This is a genomic window from Sphingomonas sp. AAP5, assembly GCF_004354345.1.
GTDB classification, from domain to species: Bacteria; Pseudomonadota; Alphaproteobacteria; order Sphingomonadales; family Sphingomonadaceae; genus Sphingomonas; species Sphingomonas glacialis.
The window spans coordinates 1,110,881-1,126,955 of the sequence record NZ_CP037913.1; the positions used below are offsets into that span (position 1 = coordinate 1,110,881).

Annotated in this window: 16 protein-coding genes and 1 riboswitch; of the genes, 11 read left to right on the forward strand and 5 right to left on the reverse strand. The window is 68.1% G+C overall.

Annotation, left to right across the window (positions count from 1 at the left end; genetic code table 11):
• Positions 1 to 4: 4 nt before the first annotated feature.
• The 5 genes from cobW to E2E30_RS05150 form a co-directional block, all read right to left on the reverse strand.
• Complete coding sequence (gene cobW, locus E2E30_RS05130) at positions 5 to 1,042, reverse strand: cobalamin biosynthesis protein CobW (protein ID WP_133187848.1); 1,038 nt, start codon at positions 1,040 to 1,042, stop codon at positions 5 to 7.
• A 169-nt stretch (positions 1,043 to 1,211) separates the two neighbouring features.
• Positions 1,212 to 1,438: riboswitch (cobalamin riboswitch) on the reverse strand.
• 99 nt (positions 1,439 to 1,537) lie between these two features.
• The gene (locus tag E2E30_RS05135; RefSeq protein ID WP_133187850.1) at positions 1,538 to 2,548 is read right to left on the reverse strand and encodes an aldo/keto reductase; all 1,011 of its coding nucleotides are present in this window, start codon (positions 2,546 to 2,548) and stop codon (positions 1,538 to 1,540) included.
• Positions 2,549 to 2,573: 25 nt separating this feature from the next.
• Entirely contained in the window at positions 2,574 to 3,452 is an 879-nt protein-coding gene (locus E2E30_RS05140; protein ID WP_133187852.1) for an amidohydrolase family protein, read from the reverse strand.
• Positions 3,449 to 4,516 (reverse strand): 4-oxalomesaconate tautomerase, encoded by a 1,068-nt coding sequence (locus E2E30_RS05145; RefSeq protein ID WP_272482942.1) that lies wholly within the window; start codon positions 4,514 to 4,516, stop codon positions 3,449 to 3,451. The genes E2E30_RS05140 and E2E30_RS05145 overlap by 4 nt, the downstream gene beginning before the upstream one ends.
• A complete protein-coding gene (locus tag E2E30_RS05150) occupies positions 4,509 to 5,183 on the reverse strand; it encodes a 4-carboxy-4-hydroxy-2-oxoadipate aldolase/oxaloacetate decarboxylase (RefSeq protein ID WP_133187854.1) in 675 nt (224 codons plus the stop codon). The genes E2E30_RS05145 and E2E30_RS05150 overlap by 8 nt, the downstream gene beginning before the upstream one ends.
• Before the next feature lie 93 nt (positions 5,184 to 5,276).
• On the opposite strand from E2E30_RS05150, the gene E2E30_RS05155 reads away from it, so the two are divergent.
• From E2E30_RS05155 to E2E30_RS05205, 11 genes are all read left to right on the forward strand, one after another.
• Complete coding sequence (locus E2E30_RS05155; protein WP_133187856.1) at positions 5,277 to 6,485, forward strand: LysR family transcriptional regulator; 1,209 nt, start codon at positions 5,277 to 5,279, stop codon at positions 6,483 to 6,485.
• A gap of 52 nt (positions 6,486 to 6,537) precedes the next feature.
• Positions 6,538 to 7,416: an NAD(P)-dependent oxidoreductase gene (locus E2E30_RS05160; RefSeq protein ID WP_133187858.1), complete on the forward strand. Its 879-nt coding sequence runs from the start codon at positions 6,538 to 6,540 to the stop codon at positions 7,414 to 7,416.
• A complete protein-coding gene (locus E2E30_RS05165; protein ID WP_133187860.1) occupies positions 7,413 to 8,438 on the forward strand; it encodes an amidohydrolase family protein in 1,026 nt (341 codons plus the stop codon). Before E2E30_RS05160 ends, E2E30_RS05165 begins: the two co-directional genes overlap by 4 nt.
• Positions 8,435 to 9,466, forward strand: coding sequence for an aromatic ring-hydroxylating dioxygenase subunit alpha (locus tag E2E30_RS05170; protein ID WP_133187862.1), 1,032 nt, complete (start codon positions 8,435 to 8,437; stop codon positions 9,464 to 9,466). Before E2E30_RS05165 ends, E2E30_RS05170 begins: the two co-directional genes overlap by 4 nt.
• Positions 9,463 to 9,933 carry a protocatechuate 4,5-dioxygenase subunit alpha gene (gene ligA, locus E2E30_RS05175; protein WP_133187864.1) on the forward strand — a complete coding sequence of 157 codons (471 nt, stop codon included), beginning with the start codon at positions 9,463 to 9,465 and terminating at the stop codon, positions 9,931 to 9,933. Before E2E30_RS05170 ends, ligA begins: the two co-directional genes overlap by 4 nt.
• 1 nt (position 9,934) lies before the next feature.
• A complete protein-coding gene (locus tag E2E30_RS05180) occupies positions 9,935 to 10,777 on the forward strand; it encodes a class III extradiol dioxygenase subunit beta (RefSeq protein WP_133187866.1) in 843 nt (280 codons plus the stop codon).
• Complete coding sequence (locus tag E2E30_RS05185; protein WP_133187868.1) at positions 10,774 to 11,715, forward strand: Gfo/Idh/MocA family oxidoreductase; 942 nt, start codon at positions 10,774 to 10,776, stop codon at positions 11,713 to 11,715. The genes E2E30_RS05180 and E2E30_RS05185 overlap by 4 nt, the downstream gene beginning before the upstream one ends.
• The gene (pobA, locus tag E2E30_RS05190) at positions 11,712 to 12,890 is read left to right on the forward strand and encodes a 4-hydroxybenzoate 3-monooxygenase (protein WP_133187870.1); all 1,179 of its coding nucleotides are present in this window, start codon (positions 11,712 to 11,714) and stop codon (positions 12,888 to 12,890) included. The genes E2E30_RS05185 and pobA overlap by 4 nt, the downstream gene beginning before the upstream one ends.
• Before the next feature lie 82 nt (positions 12,891 to 12,972).
• A complete protein-coding gene (locus E2E30_RS05195) occupies positions 12,973 to 13,494 on the forward strand; it encodes a DUF1993 domain-containing protein (protein WP_133187872.1) in 522 nt (173 codons plus the stop codon).
• Positions 13,495 to 13,615: 121 nt separating this feature from the next.
• A complete protein-coding gene (locus E2E30_RS05200) occupies positions 13,616 to 15,292 on the forward strand; it encodes a chloride channel protein (RefSeq protein ID WP_133187874.1) in 1,677 nt (558 codons plus the stop codon).
• A 160-nt stretch (positions 15,293 to 15,452) separates the two neighbouring features.
• Positions 15,453 to 16,013, forward strand: coding sequence for a YkgJ family cysteine cluster protein (locus E2E30_RS05205; RefSeq protein ID WP_133187876.1), 561 nt, complete (start codon positions 15,453 to 15,455; stop codon positions 16,011 to 16,013).
• The last annotated feature ends 62 nt before the right edge of the window (positions 16,014 to 16,075 follow it).

Below are 16,075 nucleotides of genomic sequence, written 5' to 3' on the forward strand. Positions count from 1 at the left end.
AGCGTCAGCCCTGCAGCGCCGCCCGGATCGCTGCGGGGTCGAGCCGGTCGCGCTCGGCGATCACCACCAGGCGCGTGGCGCGGGGTTCATCGCTCCGCCACGGCCGGTCGTAATGCGTGCGGACACGCGCGCCGACGGCCTGGACCAGGAGCCGCATCGGCTTGCCCGCAACCGCGGCATAGCCCTTCACGCGCAGCACGTCGCCACCGCCGCCGAGCGCCTCGATCCGCGCGGCGAGGTCGTCGGGAGCGGCGATCTCGCCGAAGTCGAGCACGATGCTGTCGAAATCGTCATGCTCGTGATCGTCTTCGCCGTCATGATGCGACGGGCGCGCAGCGATATCGTCCTCTGCCGCCGCCCCGATGCCGAGCACGATGCGCGGATCGACCACGCCGTCGATCAGTTCGAGCACGGGCAGCGCGCGCGGCGTCTCGGCGGCGATCACCGCGCGCGCCGCAGCGATGCCCTCGGCACCGGCGAGGTCGCACTTGGTGAGGAGTACCATATCGGCGCAGGCGAGCTGATCCTCGAACACTTCGGACAGCGGGGTCTCATGGTCGATGCTGGGATCGGCGGCGCGCTGCGCATCGAGTGCCGCGAGATCGGGGGCGAAGCGGCCGGCGGCGACCGCCTCGGCATCGGCGAGCGCGATGACACCGTCGACGGTGATTCGCGAGCGGATCGCCGGCCAGTCGAATGCCTTGAGCAGCGGCTTGGGTAAAGCGAGCCCCGAGGTTTCGATCAGGATATGGTCGGGTCGCGGGTCGAGCGCGAGCAGGGTCTCGACGGTCGGGATGAAATCGTCGGCGACGGTGCAGCAGATGCAGCCATTCGCCAGTTCGACGATATTCTCCGCCGGGCAATCGGGGATCGCACAGCCCTTGAGGATATCGCCGTCGACGCCGAGCGTGCCGAATTCGTTGACGATCACCGCGAGCCGGCGACCGCCCGACTGGCGGATCAGGTGGCTGATGAGCGTCGTCTTGCCCGCGCCGAGAAAGCCGGTGACGATGGTAACGGGGATTTTCGTAAGATCGGACATCGGGATTCCCACGGCTCTGGCAACGACCGGCGGGGACCTCATGTCGGTCGGCGCACGCCTTCGATGGGCGCCGAAAGCCCCCCGCAAGCGCACACCGATGCGGCCCCAGCCACACAGGTTCGTCGCTCAGACGGAGAACCGTGCCGCAGCCATCCCCTGGGCCGAAGCAAGAGCGACCTTATCGCCGGCAGGTCTCCTGGCTTGCGGGTCAAAGCTCGGGCATCGCCTTCCCAGGAGCGCATCGCTGGATGCGGTATCCCAGTGGCTGCTCCTGAGTGGAGCCTGACGCCGTCGCTCACCGCTCACAGTTGCAGGGACAGCCGCGGATTTGGGGCGAACCCCGCACCGCATTCCCATTCAAGCCCCTCGCGGGGCACCGGCGCGATCATCGGGACGCGAAAACGCTTCCCGATCATGGTTGTAGCTCGGGCGCGACGGATTGCCAATCGGTCATTCGCGCGGCTGGCGATCATCGGCCGCCGGGATACGCCCTGCCTAGGCCGCGAGCTCTTCGCCCGGCAGGGTTTCGGTATCGATCTGCGCTTGCATCGCCGCGGGATAGCGTGCGCCCTTGAGCGCCCCCGCCGGAAAAAGACGGTCGACCGCAGCGACCAGATCGGCGGCGAGCGGGCGTTCTGCCGCGGCGAGATTTTCGGCGAGATGCGCCAGACTGGTCGTCCCCGGAATCGGCACGGTGAACGGCCGCTGCGCCAGCACCCAGCCGAGCGCGAGTTGCGCCGGTGTCAGCCCCGCTTGCGCGGCAAGCGCGTCGAAGTCCGCGACGGTTTTCAGATTCTGCGACAGCAGCGGCTCGACGAAGCGCGGCATCGGGCGGCGGATGTCACCCTCGGCATAGCTGTCGTCGTGGACCGCGCCCGCGAGCAGCCCACGCGCCACCGGCGAGAAAGCGACGAGCGCGATGTCGAGCTCGGCGCAGGTATCGAGCACGGCGACTTCGGGATTGCGCACTGCGGGCGAATATTCGGACTGCACCGCCCCGATCGGATGGACCGCGTGCGCACGGCGGATCGTCTCCGCGGACATTTCCGACAGCCCGATCGCGCCGATCTTGCCCGCTTCCTTCGCCCGCACCAACGCGCCGACCGACTCCTCGATCGGCACCTTCCGGTCGAGGCGGTGCATGTAATAGAGGTCGATATGGTCGGTCCCGAGCCGCCCCAGCGCGCCGTCGAGCGTGCGCGTGATCGCGGCTGGCGTTGCGTCGAGGATGCGTTTGCCGTCGACCAAGTCGAGCACGCATTTCGAGGACAGCGTGAATTCGGCGCGGCGATGCATCACCGCGCGCCCGATCAGCCGCTCGTTCTCGCCGCCGCCATAGAGCGCCGCGGTGTCGAGCAGCGTGTAGCCGAGATCGAGCGCCGCGTTGAGCAACCGCGTGCCGTCCTCCGCGCTCGGTGGCACGCCGTAAGCATGGCTGAGGTTCATGCAGCCGAGCCCGATCGCCGAGACGGTGAACGGGCCGATCGTGCGGGTCGGCAAGGTCATGGCAGCTCCGAATGCAACGGGCGGGTCAGCTCAATTCCTCGGGCCAATACAGCCGCATCGGATTGTCGACCAGAAGCTTGCGCTGCAACTCGGCAGTCGGAGCGATTCGCGGGATGACATCGACCAGCGTGCCGTCGTCGGGGATGCGATGCTCCATATTGGGGTGCGGCCAGTCGGTGCCCCACAGCACGCGGTCGGGGAAGCGCTCGACCACCGGGCGGATCACCGCGACGAAATCGTCGAACGGCGGGCCCTGCGGTGAGAGGCGTTCGGCGCCCGACACTTTGGTCCAGATGTTGGGGTGGTCGTCGAGCAGCTGCACGAAGCGCGTGATGTCGGCGCCGCCGGGGCCCTGCGCGATGTCGGGGCGGCCGAGGTGATCGACCACGATCGTCGTCGGGATCGCGGCGAGGAAGGGCTCGAGCTCCTCGAGGATATCGGCCTCGAAATAGACGACGACGTGCCAGCCGAGCGGGGCGATGCGGCGCGCGATGTCGAGGAACTTGTCCTTGGGCGCATCGTCGACGAGGCGCTTGAGGAAGTTGAAGCGCACGCCGCGGATGCCGCCGTCGTGGAGCCTCTGCAGTTCGGCATCGTCGATGTCGGGGCTGACCACTGCAACGCCGCGCGCTAATCCGTCGGACTTGGCGATCGCGTTGAGGGTGGCTGCGTTGTCGGTGCCGTGGCAGCTCGCCTGGACGATCACGTTGCGCGCGAAGCCGAGCTGGTCACGGAGCGCGAACAGCATTTCGGGCGTGGCGTCTTCGGGGTGATATTTCGCCTTGGGGCTGAACGGGAAGTCGGCCTCGGGTCCGAAGACGTGGACGTGCGCGTCGATCGCGCCGGGGGGCGGGGCGTAGGCGGGCGTGCTCGGCTGGTCGACCCAGGTCTTGGTGCGGCTCATGCGAAAACCTCTCCGTCCATCAATTTGCGCGCGGTGCGAAGCATGCCCGCCTCGACCGGCTGGCCGCCGGCGTCGATCGTCACGACGCATTCGGTGACGCCGCTCGGATGCTCGACGCCGAGCGTCTTGGCGTTGCCCTCAGGCACGTGGGCGAGCGCGGCGGCGGGCGAGCCCTCGATCAGGCACGCGGTCGCGACGCTGACCGCACCGAGCACGCCGATCGAGGCATGGACACGGTGCGGGATGAGCGAGCGCACCGCGATCGCGCCGCCATCCTTGGGGGCTGCGACGAGCATCATCTTGGGGACCGACTTTTCGGTGACGTCGCCGAGGTTCATCAGGGGGCCCGCCTTCAAGCGGATCGCCTCGATCTTCGTCTTCATCGTGTCGTTCGCGTCGAGCGTTTCCCGATCTTCATAGCCGGTAACGCCGACATCGGTGGCGGCGAAGACGACGCAGGGCATGCCGTTGTCGATCAGCGTGACCGCCACGCCGTCGATCGTGTCGACGCCGTTGCCGGTCGGCAGCAGCGCGCCGCACGACGATCCGGCGGTATCGCGAAACGCGAGCGAGATCGGCGCGGCGGTGCCGGGGACGCCGCTGATCGCGGCATCCCCGTCGTAGCGCACGCGGCCGTCCGGCGTCTGCAGCGTGGCCACGGCGACCTGTTCCGTATTCTCCATGAAGATCGCGACGCGGGTTTCGTCGCCGCTCGGCGTGACGAGCCCGCGCTCGACCGCGAAGGGGCCGACGCCGGCGAGCATGTTGCCGCAATTCTGACTGTCGCTGACGAGCGGCTGGTCGACGAACACCTGGAGGAAGAGATAGTCGACGTCGACGCCCTCGCGCGCCGATTTCGAGACGACCGCGACCTTCGAGGTCAGCGGATCGGCGCCGCCCATGCCGTCGATCTGGCGCGGATCGGGCGAACCCATGATCCGCAGCAGCAACGCATCGCGCGCCGCTGGATCTGCGGGCAGGTCGTCGGCGAGGAAGAACGCGCCCTTCGACGTGCCGCCGCGTATCCACATGCAGCGCACGCCCGCAGTGGCGGGGTCACTCATAGCGCAACCCCAGCGCTTCGAGCTTGCCGCGCATTTCGTAGATGTCGAGCCCGAGCTCGCCCGCCGCGAGCCGCTGGCGCTTCGATTCCTCGTTCGCCTCGCGCTTGCGCGCCGCTTCGAGCACCGCGGGCGCATCGGCGCGTTTGACCACGCAGACGCCGTCGTCATCGGCGACGATCACGTCGCCCGCCTCGATCGCCGCGCCCGCGCAGACGATCGGCACGTTGACCGAACCGAGCGTCGCCTTGATCGTGCCTTGCGCGAACACCGCCTTCGACCAGACCGGGAAGCCCATCTCCTTGAGGTCGCGGACGTCGCGCACGCCCGCGTCGATCACCAGCCCGCGACACCCGCGTGCCATCGCGCTGGTCGCCAGCAGGTCGCCGAAATAGCCGTCGACGCACGGCGAGGTCGGCGCGAGAACGAGGATGTCGCCGTCCTTCAATTGCTCGATCGCGACGTGGAGCATCCAATTGTCGCCCGACGGCGACGAGATGGTGACCGCCGATCCGGCGATCCGCGCACCCGAATAGATCGGCCGCATATAGTGCGCGAGCAGGCCGATGCGCCCTTGCGCCTCGTGCACCGTCGCCACGCCGGCATGGGCGAGACCATCGATCACGCTCTGCTCCACTCGCGAAATCTCGCGTACCACGCGTCCGGCCATGCTCACTCTCCTTGCGGCGTCGGAGTGCCCGGCGCGGCCGAAACCCCCAAATCAAATCTCGTGCACGGCCATAAGATTATACTATGAGAGGGTATGGCGCAGGATCCGCTCGACCTTAATCTCCGGCACCTTCATGCCTTGGCGACCGCGACCGAGCTCGGCAGCATCAGCCTTGCGGCCGAGGCGGAGAATCTGTCGCAGCCGGCGCTGACGCAGGGGATCGCCAAGGTCGAGCGGCAGCTCGGCGTCGCCTTGCTCGATCGCCGCGCCGACGGCGTGAGCGCGACCGCCCCCGGCGCTGCGCTGGTGGTGCGGATCCGCGCCGCCTATGCGCGGCTCGCCGAGGCGTCGCGGGCGAGTGCGCGCAGCGGGGCGCGGGGGTTCGCGCGGCCCGAACGGCTGATCACCGCGACGCAGTTGCGCGCGTACCTCGCCTTGGCGAATGCCGGCAGCTTCGCGGCGGCGGCGCTCCAGCAGGGGCAGTCGCAGCCGGCGGTGCACCGAGCCGTGCGCGATCTCGAAAGTCTGTACGGCGTGCCTTTGGTCGAGCGGCGCGGGCGCGGCGTGGCGTTGACGCATGCGGGGCGACGCCTTGCGCGCGGCGCGCGGCTGGCGGTGCTCGAACTCGCCGCCGGGCTGGTCGAGGCGCTGCCAGAGGGGGCTGCCGAGCGGATAGCGATCGGCGCGATGCCCTTGTGCCGCGCGCTCGTCCTGCCGCACGCGATCGCGGTGTTCGCGCGGAGCGAGGCGCGGGTTACTGTCGACGTGCGCGAGGGATCGTGGCGCGAACTTGTCGAGCCGCTGCTCGATGGCGAGATCGACGTTATGATCGGCGCCTTGCGCGACGTCGCGCCTGCCGGGCTCGAGCAGACGCCGTTGTTCGAGGATCGGCTGGTGATCGTCGGGCGTGTCGATCATCCGCTCGCCGGCCGCACGCCCGAACCCGCCGACCTGCTGCGCTATCCGTGGATCGCCGCCCCGAATGGATCGCCCTTGCGCACGCTGTGGCAGAGCCTGTTTACCGACGGCGCGGTGCCCGAAGCGCCGATCGAATGCGGATCGGTGATGGTGATCCGCGGCGTGCTGCGCGACAGCGATTTCCTGACGCTGCTGTCGCCCGACCAGGTCGCGCCCGAGCTCGCGACCGGCGTGCTGTCTCAGATCGGGGCTCCGATCGACCACGCCGTTCGGACGATCGGGCTTACCGTGCGCCAGAATTGGCGGCCCACGCCCGAGCAGGAGCATTTCCTCCAGCTGCTCCATGCAGCGGTCGGAGAAACGAGACTTCCGGAAAACCGATAGCAGCGTGCAATTGTGATTGGCGGGGCGGGCGCGGCTTTGCCACCACGGCTGCATGGCGACGCAAGATCCCAGTTTCATCGGTTTTGGAGAGGCGGCGATGGCCTTCGCCGGTGGCCTCGCGGCATCGGGATATGACCGCGAGCTCGCCTATCCCGCGACGCGCGCCGCCAAACTAGCGGACTTCGCCACGCTGCATGCAGAAGCCGTGATGACCAACCGCGAGGCGGTCGAGGGCAGGGCGGTGATCCTGTCGCTCGTCACCGCCGACCAAGCGCGCGCTGCCGCCGAAGAAACCGCGCGTTCGATCGCTCCCGGCGCGCTGTTCTGCGACCTCAACTCGGTCGCCCCCGAAACCAAGCGCCACGCCGCGCAGGCGATCGAACAGGCCGGCGGCCGCTATGTCGATGTCGCGGTGATGGCGCCGGTGCATCCGCTCGGCCGCAAGGTGCCGCTGCTTGTGGCCGGCCCCCATGCCGAAGCGGGCGCCGAAGCATTGACCACGATCGGCTTCACCAACGTCCGCATCGTCGGCGATTGCATCGGCGCGGCGAGTGCGATCAAGATGATCCGCTCGGTGATGGTCAAGGGGCTCGAGGCGCTCACCGCCGAATGCCTGCTCGCCGCCGAGGCTGCCGGGGTGCGCGACGAAGTGCTCGCCTCGCTCGACGCGAGCGAACGCGCGCGGCCCTGGGCCGAGCGCGGCGCCTACAATCTCGAACGGATGATCGTCCATGGCGGCCGCCGCGCCGAGGAAATGGCCGAAGTCGTCAAGACGCTCGACGGCCTCGGCACCGGCGCGGCGATGGCGCGTGCCACCACCGAGCGCCAGCGCGCGATCGGCGCACTCGGCGTCGTCCCCACCGATACCCTCGATTCCACGCTCGCGCTCCTCAACGCGCGGCTTTCTCCTGCTGTCGGATATGCCGCATGACCCTCGTGATCGACTGCCATGGCCATTACACCACGGCCCCACCTCAGCATGATGCCTGGCGCGCCGAACAGACCGCGGCGTTCAAGGCGGGCACTCCGGTCCCGGCCTACCCCGCTATCAGCGACGACGAGATCCGCGCGACGATCGAGGCGAACCAGCTCAAGCTGATCCGCGAGCGCGGCGCCGACATGACGATCTTCAGCCCGCGCGCCTCGACGATGGCGCCGCACGTCGGCGACGAGAGCATCGCGCTGCAATGGGCGCAGGTGTCGAACGACCTGATCGCGCGCGTCTGCGACCTGTACCCGGAAACCTTCGTCGGCGTGTGCATGCTGCCGCAGAACCCGCAGGCCGACATGGCGGGCTCGATCGCCGAACTCGAGCGCTGCGTTACCGAGCTTGGCTTCATCGGCTGCAACCTCAATCCCGATCCCGGCGGTGGCCACTTCACCGCGCCGCCGCTGACCGACCGCTTCTGGTATCCCTTCTACGAGAAGATGGTCGAGCTCGACGTGCCCGCGATGATTCACGTCTCGGGATCGTGCAATCCGGCGATGCACGCGACCGGCGCCTATTACATCGCCGCCGACACGATCGCCTTCATGCAGCTGATCCAGGGCGACCTGTTCCGCGATTTCCCCACGTTGCGTTTCATCATCCCGCACGGCGGCGGCGCGGTGCCGTATCATTGGGGGCGCTATCGCGGGCTCGCCGACATGCTCAAGCAGCCCGATCTCGCGACGCATCTTATGAACAACGTGTTCTTCGACACCTGCGTCTATCACCAGCCCGGCGTGAACCTGCTGGCCGAAGTCATCGACAGCAAGAACATCCTGTTCGGCAGCGAGATGGTCGGCGCGGTGCGCGGGATCGATCCGCAGACCGGGCACTATTTCGACGACACCAAGCGCTATGTCGACGCGCTCGCCATCCCCGAGGCGGATCGCGCGGCGATCTTTGCGGGCAATGCGCGCCGCGTCTTCCCACGGCTCGATGCCAAATTGAAGGAGCGCGGACTGTGAGCACCTGGGTCACCAACGCCTGGTACGTCGCCGGCTGGGACAGCGAAGTCGACCATACGCCGCTCGCGCGCACGATTTGCGGCGTGCCGATCATGCTCTATCGCAAGCTCGACCGGCAGGTGGTGGCGATGCGCGATGCCTGCCCGCATCGTTTGCTGCCGCTGTCGATGGGGATCCGCGAGGGCGACTCGATCCGCTGCAAATATCACGGGCTGAAACTCGGCCCCGACGGTGTCGCCGAGGAAATGCCGCTCAAGACCGACCGCGTGAACACGCGCGTCTGTGCCGAAACCTATGTCGTCGCCGAGAAGCATCGCTTCGTCTGGCTGTGGGTCGGCGACAAAGCCCGCGCCGACGAAGCGCTCATCCCCGATCTGTGGCCATGCTCGACGCCGGGCTGGACCTTCGACGGCGGCTATTATCATGTCGCGGCGGATTACCGGTTGATGATCGACAACCTCATGGACCTGACGCACGAGACGCACGTCCATTCGGGCTCGATCGGCCAGCCCGAACTGATGGAGGCGCCGCTCCAGACCCGCGTCGAGGGCGACCGCGCCTATGTCGCGCGCTGGATGCCGGGCGTCGATGCGCCGCCCTTCTGGCGCGGCGCGCTCAAGCAGCCGGGGCCGGTCGACCGCTGGCAGATCTGCGAATTCCTCGCGCCCTCCTCGGTGATGATCGACGTCGGCGTCGCGCCGGTCGGCGCGGGCGCGACACTCGAGAGCCATGACCAGGGCGTGCGCGGGATGGTGGTCGATTGCATGACCCCCGAGAGCGACGGCACGATGCACTATTTCTGGGGCATGGCGCGCAGCTTCGACCAGGACGATCCCGGCTTCACCGCGCGCTTCAAGCGCGCGCAGGGCGGCGTGTTCCTGGAGGACAAGGAAATCCTCGAGGCGCAGCAGCGCGCGATCGCGCTCAACCCCGATCTCAAGCTCAACGCCTACAATATCGACGAGGGCGGCACGCGCGCGCGGCAGATCATCCGCCGCCTGATCGCCGCCGAGGCGGCAAGGGCATGACGGCACCACGCGGCATCCACGCCTATCTCGCCGAGCTGGAGACGATCCCCGGCACGCGCGTCTACACCGCGGCGCGTGCGCGCAAGGGTTTTCACCTCAACCAGTTCGCGTTCAGCCTGATGCAGGCCGGAAATCGCGAAAGGTTCAAGGCCGACGAGCGCGCCTATCTCGATGCCTGGCCGCTCACCGACGCGCAGAAAGCCGCCGTGCTGGCGCGCGATTACAATGCGATGCTCGACGCGGGCGGCAACATCTATTTCCTGGCGAAGATCTTCTCCACCGACGGCAAGAGCTTCCAATATGCCGCCGGTACGATGACCGGCATGAGCCAGGAGGAATATGCCGCGATGATGCTCGGCGGCGGGCGCTCGCCCGAGGGCCTGCGCTCGCATGCCGAGCAGGCAGCGCTCGCCGAGGTGGCCGAGATCGCCTCCGAAATCCCCAACGCACCGACGGCGGAGAACTGACATGGCCCGCATCACCGCCGGCATCACGACCAGCCACATCCCCGCGGTCGGCGCCGCGCTCGACAATGGCAAGGCAGACGAGCCCTATTGGCAGCCGGTGTTCGCCGGCTACGAGTTCGCGCGGGCCTATGAGCGCGACACCAAGCCCGACGTCGTGATCCTGGTCTATAACGATCACGCCTCGGCGTTCGACATGACCTTCATCCCGACCTTCGCGATCGGCTGTGCCGAGAGCTTTCCGATCGCCGACGAGGGCTGGGGCCCGCGCCCGGTGCCCGAAGTGCAGGGCCATGCCGATCTCGCCTGGCACATCGCGCAGAGCTGCATCCTCGACGAATTCGACATGACGATCATCAACGCGATGGCGGTCGACCACGGGCTGACCGTGCCGATGTCGCTGATGTTCGGGCAGGTCGATGCCTGGCCGGTCAAGGTCGTGCCGATCGCGGTCAATGTCGTCACCTATCCGCCGCCGTCGGGCAACCGCTGCTGGCTGCTCGGCGAGGCGATCGCGCGGGCGGTCGCGAGCTACCCGGAGGATCTGAATGTGCAGATCTGGGGCACCGGCGGGATGAGCCACCAGCTCCAGGGCCCGCGCGCCGGGCTGATCAACAAGGCATGGGACACCGCCTTCCTCGACAAGCTCACCGCCGACCCGGCCGCTTTGCGGCACATGCCGCACATCGACTATCTGCGCGAAGCAGGGAGCGAGGGGATCGAACTCGTCATGTGGCTCATCATGCGCGGCGCGCTAGGGCCCAAGGTGCGCGAACTGCACCGTCATTATCACGTTCCGGCGTCGAACACCGCCGTCGGCCATATCGTTCTGGAGCCACTGCCATGAAGATCGCCCTCGCCGGTGCCGGCGCTTTCGGGGAAAAGCATCTCGACGCCCTGCAGAAGATCGACGGAGTCGAGGTCGTTTCGATCGTCGGCCGCCGGCTCGAGCCGACCCAGGCGGTCGCCGCCAAATATGGCGTGCACCATGCCTGCACCGAACTAAGCGAAGCGCTCGAACAGCCCGGGCTCGATGCGGTGATCCTTGCGACGCCGACGCAAATGCATGCTGAGCAGGCAATCCAGTGCATGGCGGCGGGCAAGCATGTCCAGGTCGAGATTCCTTTATGCGACAGCCTCGCCGACGGTGAATCCGTGCTGGCGAAGGCCGAAGAGACCGGCCTCGTCGCGATGGTCGGCCATACGCGGCGCTTCAACCCGTCGCATCAGTTCATCCACGACAAGATCGTCGCGGGCGACCTCGCGGTCCAGCAGATGGACGTGCAGACCTATTTCTTCCGCCGCAAGAACATGAACGCCAAGGGCGAGGCGCGCAGCTGGACGGACCATCTGCTCTGGCACCACGCCGCGCACACCGTCGACCTGTTCGCCTATCAGGCGGGGCCGATCGTCCAGGCCAATGCGATCGCCGGGCCGCTCCATCCCGAGCTCGGCATCGCGATGGACATGTCGATCCAGCTGAAGGCCGAGAGCGGCGCGATCTGTACGCTGTCGCTAAGCTTCAACAATGACGGGCCGCTCGGCACCTTCTTCCGCTACATCTGCGACAACGGCACCTGGATCGCGCGCTACGACGATCTCGTGACGGGGCGCGAGGAGCCGATCGACCTGTCGGGCGTGGCGGTGTCGAGCAACGGCATCGAGCTGCAGGACCGCGAATTCGTCGCGGCGATCCGCGAGGGGCGCGAGCCCAATGCGAGCGTCGCGCAGGTGATGCCGTGCTACCGCATTCTCGACCAGCTCGAGCGTCAGCTGGCGGCATGAGCACGCGCCGCACGCAGGTCGCGGTGATCGGCGCGGGGCCTGCCGGGCTGCTGCTCGCGCATCTGCTGCGCGCCGAGGGGATCGATGTGATCGTGATCGAGCGCCAGACGCCCGATTACGTTCTCGGGCGAATCCGCGCCGGGGTGCTCGAACGCGGCACGACCGATCTGCTCCACCAGCTCGGGCTCGGCGCGCGACTGACCGCCGAGGGGATGGTCGAAGACGGCTTCAACCTCGCCGATGGCGAACATCTGATCCGCATCGACATCGCCGCGCTGACCGGCAAGCGGGTCACGGTCTACGGCCAGACCGAGGTGACGCGCGACCTGATGGATGCGGCGCCGGCGCGTGGTATCGAGATCGTCTATGGTGCTTCGGATGTCGCGCTGCATGATCTGACAGACGACCGGGCGGCGGTGACCTTCAGCGTCGACGGCGTCGAACAGCGGATCGAGGCCGATTTCATCGCCGGCTGCGACGGCTTTCACGGCCCGTCGCGCAAAGCGATCCCGATGGCCGAGCGGCGCGAATTCGAACGCGTCTATCCGTTCGGCTGGCTCGGCATCCTCGCCGACGTGCCGCCGTGCCATCCCGAACTGATCTACGCCAACGGCCCCAAGGGCTTCGCGCTCGCCTCGATGCGCTCGCCGACGCGCAGCCGCTATTACATCCAGGTGCCGCTGACCGACCGGATCGAGCACTGGCCCGAGGCGCGGTTGTGGGACGAGCTCGAGGCGCGTTTCGCGCCGCTCGCCGCCGGGCCGGTGACGCGCGGGCCCGCGCTCGAAATGTCGATCGCGCCGCTGCGCTCCTATGTGTTCGAGACGATGCGCTACGGCCGGCTGTTTCTGGCAGGCGATTCCGCGCACATCGTGCCGCCGACCGGGGCGAAGGGGCTCAACCTCGCGGCGTCCGACGTCGCCTATCTCAGCCAGGCGATGATCGCGCATTACCGCCGCGGCGACGATAGCGGGCTCGACGGCTATCAGGCCAAGGCGCTGGCACGGATCTGGAAGGCCGAGCGCTTCAGCTGGTTCCTGACCAAGCTGATGCACCGCTTCCCCGAGGACGGCCCGTTCGAACACCGCATGCAATCGGCCGAACTCGCTTACCTCGCCAGCTCGACCGCGATGCAGACGGCGGTCGCGGAGAATTACGTTGGCCTGCCATTATAAGAGGTTGAACCGGGTCAAGAACGGACGTGGACCCGCAGCGCCCGACGCTGCATAAGGCGCCGACCGCAATGGGAGCCGGACGATGACCTTTTCGCTATACGATGCCGTGGTGCCGTCCAACCTTCAGATCCTCGGGGCGATCGACGCGCTGCTCGACAAGGCCGCGGCGTTCTGTGCCGAGCAGGGGACGTCCGAGGCCGAGCTGATCGATGCCCGCCTCGCGCCCGACATGCTGCCGTTCGGCTATCAGGTTAAGTCGTGCGCGGCGCATTCGATCGGCGGGATCGACGGCGTCCGCGCGGGCACTTTCTCCCCGGATATGAAGCCCTGGCCGACCGACTTTGCGAGCCTGCACGGCGTCGTGCAGGACGCCATCGCGAGCCTCAAGGCGATCGACCGTGCGGAGTTCGATGCGCTGGCCGACAGCGATACCGAGTTCGCGTTCGGCGAGACGCGGATGCCGTTCACGGGCGCCAATTTCCTGCTCTCCTTCTCGCAGCCGAACTTCTATTTTCATGCCACTACCGCGTACGCCATCCTGCGCGCGCAGGGCGTCAAGCTTGGTAAGCGCGACTTCATCGGCATCCCGCGCCTGAAGCGCTAAGCCTGATCGACCCGCGACGGCGCAGGCCGTCGGCGCGGGTCGATCCCGTCGATAAGGACATCCCCTGCGCGCCGTAGCCCTCTTGAAATGGTTTCGCCGCCGCGTGCGCGCGAGCGAAGCGATGTTCATCGTACTCGCGACGATCGTGGGGGCGGGGGCCGGTCTGCTGAGCGTCGTCCAGGGGACGATGGCGCGGACGATCCAGCGGATCCTGTTCGGGCTGCCGCCGGGCCAGCGGCTCAGCGCCGTACCGTCCCTGCCGCTGGCTGCGTTGCTGGTGCTTCCGGTCGGCGGGCTGGTGCTCGCGGCCTTTTCCTGGGGCGTGCGCGCGCGGCGGCGGCGGTTGGTCGACGCGGTCGAGGCGAATGCGCTCCATGGCGGGCGGATGACGCTCGGCGACAGCCTGGTGATTTCGGGCCAGACGGTGATTTCGAACGGATTTGGTGCGTCGGTCGGGCTCGAGGCGGCTTACGCCCAGCTCGGCGGCGCGCTGGCGTCGCTCGCGGGCGGGGCGTTCAATCTGCGGCGTGCCGATCTGCGTAATCTTGTCGGCGCTGGCACGGGGGCGGCGATCGGCGCCGCGTTCGGGGCGCCGCTGGCCGGCGCCTTCTACGCGTTCGAGATCGTGATCGGTGCGTACACGCCGTCGGCGCTCGCGCCGGTGGTCGCGGCGGCGCTCGCGGGCACCTTGGTCGCGCAAGGCCTGGGCGCGCAGCCCTATGTCATCGACGCTGCGACGATGCCGACCGAGACGCATCATTACCTCATCTATGCCGGGCTCGGCGCGATCTGCGCGGGGCTCGGGATCGTGCTGATGCGCGCGGTGGCTTTGGTCGAGGCGGGCACGCGGCGCTTGCCGCTGTTCGATTGGGCACGGCCGGCGATCGGCGGCCTGTTGCTGATCCCGATCGCGATGCTCTCGCCGCAGGCGTTGTCGGCGGGGCATGGCGCGCTCCATGCCGATCTCGCGCTCGGTGCGCCGCTGACGCTCATCCTGATGGTGTTGCTGGTGAAATGCGCGGCGTCGATCGTGTCGCTCGGCTTCGGTTTCCGCGGTGGGCTGTTCTTCGCGTCGCTGTTTCTCGGCACGCTGGTCGGTCATCTGTTCGCAGGTGGATTGGCGCTGGCGATCGGTCACGATGTCGTCGATCCGCGCAATGCCGCGCTCGTCGGGATGGCAGCGCTCGCGGTCGCGGTGGTCGGCGGGCCGATGACGATGGCCATGGTCGTGCTGCAGGCGACGCAGGATTTCGCGCTGACCGGCGCGGTGCTGGCGGCTGCGCTGGTCTCCTCGACGATCGTGCGCGAGACGTTCGGCTACAGCTTCTCGACCTGGCGGCTGCATCTGCGCGGCGAGACGATCAAGAGCGCGCGCGACGTCGGGTGGGTCAAGACCTTGACCGCGGGGCAGATGATGCGGCGCGGCGTCGCGGTGGTGGCGGCGGACACGCCGCTTGGCACGTTCCGCAGCCATGTCCCGCTCGGATCGTCGAGCCGTACCGTGCTGGTCGATGGCGCGACGCATTACGCCGGCATCGTCCAGACGCCGGCAGCCTATGCCGAGGGCCTCGATACCCACGCCGCGGTCGGCCAGCTCGCGATCAACGTCGACGCGGCGCTGACGCCGGGAATGGACATTGCCGAGGTGATGCGGCGCTTCGACGCATCGGGCGCCGACGAACTCGCCGTCCTCGACGACGATCGCGCGGTGCTCGGCATCCTCTCGGAATCGTTCGTCCGGCGGCGCTATGCCGAGGAGCTCGAAAAGACACAGCGCGAGCTGTTCGGCGAACGCTAGCCCTGCCGCCCTGGCCCCGCGCGCGCGCGCGTACCCGGGCGGAGGACGGACGCGCGCAATTGCCGACGCCCGCTCAAGCTGCGCGCACCGCTTTGCGGAATAGATCCTCGCCGACCGACGATGGTTGACGGCGTACGCCGTCGTGCGGCACTCCCGCCGTGTGGAGACAGACCCCGACTTGGAAACCACGTTGCTCGGCCCGGTCCTCGCCGACCGCGCGTGTGGCGATTGCACCGCGTGTTGCACCGTTCTCACGGTCAACACGCCCGAGTTCGCAAAGCCCGCGGGTACGCCGTGCGTTCACCTTACGACGCAAGGATGCGGCATCCACGCCGTACGCCCCCGCATCTGCCGCACCTGGTTCTGCGCGTGGCGGCGCGTCGCGCGCATGCCCGAGGACGCGCGGCCCGACCGATCGGGCCTGCTCGTCTCGCTCACCTTCGTCCAGCACCCGCAAAACTGCCTCGAAGGCGTGTCGATCACCGTCCGCGCGCTCGAGGGGAGCAAGGCGATCGAAAACGGCATGGCCGCCGCGGTGCTCGACAGCGTGTGCGATCGGTTGGTCCCCGTCTGGTTCAGCGACGGGTCCGAGAAGATGTTGATGCACCCCGAGGCCGAAATTGCCGGCTTCGTCCTCTCGGGCGACCCCGCGCCTGCCGAACTCCACGACGAAGTCGTCGCCTGGCGCGAGCGCTACGGCGTTTTCGCATCCGACGCTTAGTCGCGCGCGCGTGACCCTCGCCGCTGCGCTGGTTTCAGTCGCCTCCGCGCTTTAAAGGGCTT

Coding starts and splice junctions, on each gene's coding strand:
- cobW (WP_133187848.1), bottom strand. CDS start 1,042: ATGTCCGATCTTACGAAAATCCCCGTTACCATCGTCACCGGCTTTCTC.
- E2E30_RS05135 (WP_133187850.1), bottom strand. CDS start 2,548: ATGACCTTGCCGACCCGCACGATCGGCCCGTTCACCGTCTCGGCGATC.
- E2E30_RS05140 (WP_133187852.1), bottom strand. CDS start 3,452: ATGAGCCGCACCAAGACCTGGGTCGACCAGCCGAGCACGCCCGCCTAC.
- E2E30_RS05145 (WP_272482942.1), bottom strand. CDS start 4,516: ATGAGTGACCCCGCCACTGCGGGCGTGCGCTGCATGTGGATACGCGGC.
- E2E30_RS05150 (WP_133187854.1), bottom strand. CDS start 5,183: ATGGCCGGACGCGTGGTACGCGAGATTTCGCGAGTGGAGCAGAGCGTG.
- E2E30_RS05155 (WP_133187856.1), top strand. CDS start 5,277: ATGGCGCAGGATCCGCTCGACCTTAATCTCCGGCACCTTCATGCCTTG.
- E2E30_RS05160 (WP_133187858.1), top strand. CDS start 6,538: ATGGCGACGCAAGATCCCAGTTTCATCGGTTTTGGAGAGGCGGCGATG.
- E2E30_RS05165 (WP_133187860.1), top strand. CDS start 7,413: ATGACCCTCGTGATCGACTGCCATGGCCATTACACCACGGCCCCACCT.
- ligA (WP_133187864.1), top strand. CDS start 9,463: ATGACGGCACCACGCGGCATCCACGCCTATCTCGCCGAGCTGGAGACG.
- E2E30_RS05180 (WP_133187866.1), top strand. CDS start 9,935: ATGGCCCGCATCACCGCCGGCATCACGACCAGCCACATCCCCGCGGTC.
- E2E30_RS05185 (WP_133187868.1), top strand. CDS start 10,774: ATGAAGATCGCCCTCGCCGGTGCCGGCGCTTTCGGGGAAAAGCATCTC.
- pobA (WP_133187870.1), top strand. CDS start 11,712: ATGAGCACGCGCCGCACGCAGGTCGCGGTGATCGGCGCGGGGCCTGCC.
- E2E30_RS05195 (WP_133187872.1), top strand. CDS start 12,973: ATGACCTTTTCGCTATACGATGCCGTGGTGCCGTCCAACCTTCAGATC.
- E2E30_RS05200 (WP_133187874.1), top strand. CDS start 13,616: ATGTTCATCGTACTCGCGACGATCGTGGGGGCGGGGGCCGGTCTGCTG.